This window comes from Brumimicrobium mesophilum, assembly GCF_003025005.1.
In the GTDB taxonomy this organism is placed as follows: Bacteria; Bacteroidota; Bacteroidia; order Flavobacteriales_D; family Crocinitomicaceae; genus Brumimicrobium; species Brumimicrobium mesophilum.
The window spans coordinates 1-6321 of sequence record NZ_PVSS01000027.1 but is presented as its reverse complement, the minus strand read 5'-3'; the positions used below and the strand labels follow the sequence as shown (position 1 = coordinate 6321).

Annotated in this window: 1 protein-coding gene; it reads left to right on the top strand. The window is 32.5% G+C overall.

The window, feature by feature from the left end; translation table 11 throughout:
• Window positions 1–353: 353 nt before the first annotated feature.
• Window positions 354–6321, top strand: a 5968-nt coding sequence (locus C6368_RS16735) for a right-handed parallel beta-helix repeat-containing protein (RefSeq protein ID WP_107040374.1), incomplete at its 3' end; no start/stop codon positions are given.

Genomic DNA, 6321 nt, shown 5'->3' with positions numbered 1-6321 from the left:
TGCGCCCAAACTTCAGTAATGTTTAAAACTGACTTTCTTGTAATTCATAGTCAGGCGAATTTTTAAAATTGAAATTAGACCGAAATGAAAATATGAACTTCATTGAGAAAATTTTGAAGTTGAAGAATGAATTTGAGTATGAAGATTATTATGGTTGATTTATAAAGGAAGTCTGACTTTGATATTCAAAATTTTAAAGAATTAGATATCTTGGTGGTTAACCTGTTACATTTTACTTTTTATTTATTACATGATTTATAGTAAATAAGTGTTTGTTATTCATACTGAAAAAAATTCTTAAATTTGTTTAACAATTAATTGCATTTTTTTTTCTAATCCAACACTATACTTTAATGCTGTTTTTACGAAACATTCTTATTCTATTTATATCATCAATATTATCTTTTATTTTTTCTTTTAATGCAATTGGAGGGGAAGGGAATTTATATGAAATACCATTAAAAGAAAAAATTGATAGTTCGGAATTAATTATTTCAGGAGAGGTAATTAATCAAAATTCATATTGGGATCTTCCAGGAGGTATGATTTACACGAATAGTACAATTGAAATTCATTCTTTATTTAAGGGCAATTATTTGAGTAATACTGTTAATATTATAACTGTAGGAGGTAGAGTAGGAAATCATGCGGTTCAAACATCGTCATTGTTAGCATTAGAAAAAGGGCAAATAGGATTTTTCTTTTTAAATGAATTAGGTGGTTCTTCGAAATACGAAGTATATGCTTCAAGACAAGGTTTTATAAAAATCTTTGATAATCAAGCTTTTTGTCCTTTTTATTCAAGTTCTGTTATTAATTTGAGAAATAGTATTTACACTGCAACTCAAGTTAACATACCAATTAATCCTCCCGCATCTTCTTTTTCATCCTCTAATGGTCTCGTTACCTTATCTGTTTCAAATTTAAATTTTAGTCCAAGTTTGATAACGGCTGGAACTAACTCATTAGTGACCATTACAGGAACTGGTTTTGGAACTAATGGACCAGATGCTTCAAATTACATCGCTTTTGCAAATGCAGATGACGGTGGAGCTCCAAGTTTTATTGCTCCTATGTTGAGTTCTTATGTTTCTTGGACTGACAATATGATTGTAGTATCGGTTCCTACAAAGGCGGGAACTGGTCCAATTCAGGTTACAATAAATGGTGTTTCGCAAGAATCTATAAATAATTTAATTGTTTCTTATGCTATTTTAAATACCGGAGCTGATTCCATTCCGCAAATGATAAATTCAAATGGAAACGGCGGATTAACTTGGGAATTTAGTTCAAATATGTATTTTTCTGGAGGACCTATGTCTCCTTTCAATAGAGCAATTGATTCTTGGAAATGTGCTACAGGAGTGAATTGGGATATTGCTACAGCTCAAACTTCCATTGATTCTCCTAATGCAGGAGATGGCGTAAATGTAGTTGCAAGAAATAATGTGGCAGCGGGAGTTTTAGGGGTATGCTATAATTACTTTACGGCTTGTAACGGAGATGATTGGCATATTTACGGTCAAGACCTAATCTTTAAAAAATATTGGACTGGTTCAGGAAATTGGAATTATAGTATTTCACAGCCGAGTAGTTCTGAATTTGACTTTGAATCTGTTGCGTTGCATGAACTGGGGCACGCTCATGTTCTTGGGCATATAATCGATAATAATGATGTTCTGCATTTTGCCCTGGGAGCTGGTGCAACATTAAGAACTTTATCTTATGAGAATATCACCGCGGGGAATTATGTAATGAATTTAAGCACAACTTCGAATGGATGTGCAGTTTCTCCAATGATTTCAGACTTTCCGACTGGATGCACCGGTTTAAGTGTTACAGATTTCTGGGTTTTTCCTTCCAGCGTTCCATTATCAGACTTTACTTGTGAAGGTTTGAGGGATGTTGAAATTAGTTTTGAAAATTTTGGAACAGATACGATTAATCAAATAGATTTTAACTGGTCGGTTAATGGTAATATTCAAAATCCGGTTTCATACTCAGGCTTATTACTAGCAGGACAAACACTTAATGATTTTTTAATAGGTAATTATAATTTTCAAGATTCGATTTACGAAGTGAAGATTTGGACTGATTCAGTGAATGGTGTATCAGATTACAATCAGTTCAATGATAGCTTATATTATAATTTTTATCCAAATCAATGCTCACCAAATAATGCAGCCATCACTTCCATTGGAGCAATAGATATCGATTCTTGTCTAACTATTGAAGATATTAAAGTTGATTTATTTAATGACGGAAATAATGATTTAACAAGTTGTTGGATTTTCTTTGAAGCCAATGGGGTTTTGGAAGATAGCTTGTACTGGACTGGAAATCTAGCTTCTGGTGCAACTTTAAATGATTTATTCGTCACAACGTTTGCTGATTTTTATCCTTCCGCGGATATTTCAATTTGGACTGAATTACCAAATGCAGTTGTTGATACTTATCCCGAAAATGACACTTTGAGGATTCAAATTTCTCCAAATAGATTGTTAGGTTCTTATTCTGTTGGTGGAATTAATCCAGATTTTATAACCTTAGCTGATGCATTTAATGTTTTAGATAATCATGGAGTATGTGGAGATGTCATTTTAAATATACGGGATGGTGTTTATCAAGAAACGATTTTTATAGATAGTATTTCAGCAGACAATATGAACTATAATGTAACTATTCAATCTGAAGGGCAAGACCCACAAGTTGTTATTATTGATTCATTAAATTTTGAAGCCCAAAGAACTCATAATCTGGAATTTCGAAACTTAACTTTTAAGAATGGAAATTTCGATTTCAATTCTGGCTCTAGTAATATAACTTTTGATCAAAACCACTTTGATACTGTTGAATTGGGGGTTTATATGAATTATTCTAATCTGTTAAGTGATAGTATTGAAATTTTGAATAACATATTTAACTTTTCGAGAATAGACGGGAAGACTTGGTTTACTTCGGATACGATGTCAACTCATTTTATGGTCATAAACAATGATTTTTACGATGGTGAAGGCACGGCTATCGATATCTCGGGGTATGGAAATATTGAAATTGCAGACAATTATATCGAATATCTTGATACTTCCCCGCATGATGAAGCAATTAGTATTTCATATCGTTATGGAAGTCTGTTAGTTCACAATAATAAGATAATCAAAACAAGCGGTGGGCGTCCATTGCGTATTCAGTCTTTGCCAAATAGCGATACAAATCACGTAAGGATATACAATAATGCTATTTACCATAATGTAAATAATATTTCAGCTCAAACCTCAGCTGTTTTGATTAGTGGAATAAATTATTTGGAATTTATGCACAATACCATTTATTTTTCGAATGACTACATATACCCAAATACACATTCTGTGTTGACATTCGTTGGAATTGACAGTCTTTTGATTAAAAGTAATATGATTGTTAATGATGGAAATGGATTGGTTTATAAAATTGATAATTATGATTTCGTTGAGAGTGATTACAACAATTATTGGACAGATCATATTTTCGCCAAAGAACCAGGAGCAGGATCAGGAACAAATTTTCCGACCTTGTCAGATTTTTCTCTTCATTTTTCCACTGATTTTAATTCTACTTTCATCAAACCTATCTTTTCAGCTCCATATTTTTTGTCCCCAATCAATATTTCAGGTTTAGACAATTTAGGTTCACCAATAAGTTCTATTACTGAGGATCTCGTCGATTCCCTAAGAAATTCTACCACTCCAGATGTAGGCGCCTATGAGTTTTCTCAATTTCAATACGATATAGGAATAGAGTATTCTGCGACATGGCTAGATACTGTTTTTTGTTCTGGAGGAAATGTGGATTTAATTTTTGATGCTTACAATAACGGAACAGAATCAATTGATAGTTTTCAAGTTTATATTAATATTGAAAATGGACCAACAGATACGCTAACTATTTATGAAGTTATTCAACCTCTCCAAACGGTTTCCTTCAATGCAGGAAATTATTCTTTTACCGATGCTTTAACCACTATTGAAGTCTCCTTAGGTTTTCCAAACGGTGTTTATGATTCAATTCCATATAACAATAATTATTTAGGGAAATTCAATACAAAAATGAATGGAACTTATAGCGTAGGTGATTCTACAGCAGACTTCTTAAATATCGATGAAGCATTATATAATTTGAGAAAAGGAATTTGTGGACCAGTTGTTTTGAACTTGAAACCGGGAGTGTATAGTGATTGGGGAATAATTGGACCAATTGATGGTAATTCACTTACTAATTCGATTACTTTTCAATCTGAAACTTTTGATACAAGCTCTGTCCTTGTTATAAACGTTGTTAATAACAGTGAGTTTCGTTTAAATAATATTCAAAACTTGACTTTTAAACACATTACATTTGATGTACCACTTTACTTGGATTCTGTGAATGTGATGAATGTAGATACATGCCGTTTTATTTCAGGTGGAATTGAACAAAGCTACAGTTCTCAATATATTGACAGTTTAAGTATTGAAGGATGTTCCTTTTATAATTCCAATATCAAATTAATAGGTGCAAGTTCAATAGTAACGAATATTGAGATAATCAATAATTCGTTTATAGAAGATGCAGTAATTTGTTTCGAACCACAGGGAAACTCTAATCCAACCAATATTCTGATCAGTGGAAATGTAATGAATACAGTTTATCAATATAATGTTTATGATGCAAATATTTATTTGAAATCCTGTGAGAACTTTGTAATTAGTAACAATGATATTATTGGTTCTAATTTGGGTATTGAAATTGTTAGCTCTGTTGGCGGATCCAACATTATTAAGAATAACTTTCTTAACATTCTTGGGGAATCCTTTGAGTTAGAATCAAATTCAGGACTTAGAATATTAAATAACTCCATTCGTTCAAGAGGAATAGAGCTTGATTATAATAATACTATCGAGTTTAAAAATAATATTATTCATCAGTATTATGCAAGCCCATTTTTCAGATTAAGTTCTATTGCTGAAATTCAGGCTCTAGAATCAAACAACAATTTATTCTATGGAGATACATCACACTTCATCTATGAACCTTCTTTAAATTTTGTTTCTTTAGACGATTGGAAAACAGTTCATAATCAAGATGTAAATTCATTATATGGGAATCCATTTTTTGCCTCTTCAAATAATTTTCATACGAATTCCCCTTTAGCTGATAGTAACGGTTTGGTTCTGCCTGATGTTACTTTGGATATAGATGGACAAGCACGAAATTTAACACATCCAGATATTGGTGCGGATGAATTTGATGTGAATTGGTCACTAATTTTTGATTTGTCAGCTGATAGTATTCTAAATCCTAGCAATTTGAGTTGTGAAGCTAATGATTCTATATTATTTGTATTCTCTAACAATCATACCGAGACCTTGACAAGTGCAATAATAAAATGGAATTTGAACGGAGGACCTCCAACCATTTATAATTGGAATGGAGTTTTAGCACCTGGTCAAAGCGATACAGTTTTTCTTGGATTAGGCGGGTTTATTCCAACAAGCAATTATTCAATTACTGTTTCAATCGGTGAGCCAAATGGTGGGTTAGACGCCAATTTGATAAATAATTCGGTAAATATAACCTACCAAGCTTATGTTGAGCCAGTAATTAGTGTAAATCAAAACTTGATTTGCGATGGAGATGAACTGATCTTGGCATCATCATACATGAATCCAGCATATAGCTATTCATGGTCAGGTGGTTCTACAAATGATTCTTTAGTAATTACAGCAGGCGGAACTTATTGGCTGCAAACCATAAGTCCTTTTGGTTGTGTAGAGAATGATACAGTTACAATTGTTGATTATCCTGCACCAACTCAAGTTTCCATTCAAGCTGCTGATACTGTTTTCTGTAGTGATGAATCTGTAATATTAACAGCAAACCCTATTTTAACAGGTAATATTCATTATTGGAATTGGACAGGAGGGAACCCAACAAGTATTAGTGTTAATGCTACTTCAGAAATTATCCTAACAGTTGAAGATCAGGATGGTTGTTTTCAATATGATACAATTCAACTTACGGCAATTCAAGTTCCATACACAAGTATTCTTAGTGGAGGAGGAAATCTATATTGTCAAAATACTCCTTCAGGGTCAACTTTTCAATGGTATTTGGATGGCGTTTTAATTGCTGGAGCAACCAATCAAGTTTACTCACCACTAGTTAATGGTGAATATACACTTTTGATAACAAATGGAATATGCTCTCACACTACAGATGCTTTCATATATGATCAAGTGGGATTATCAAAATTCACTAAAAATGAAATTTCATTGTCTCCTAATCCTGCAACTTCTGAGATCA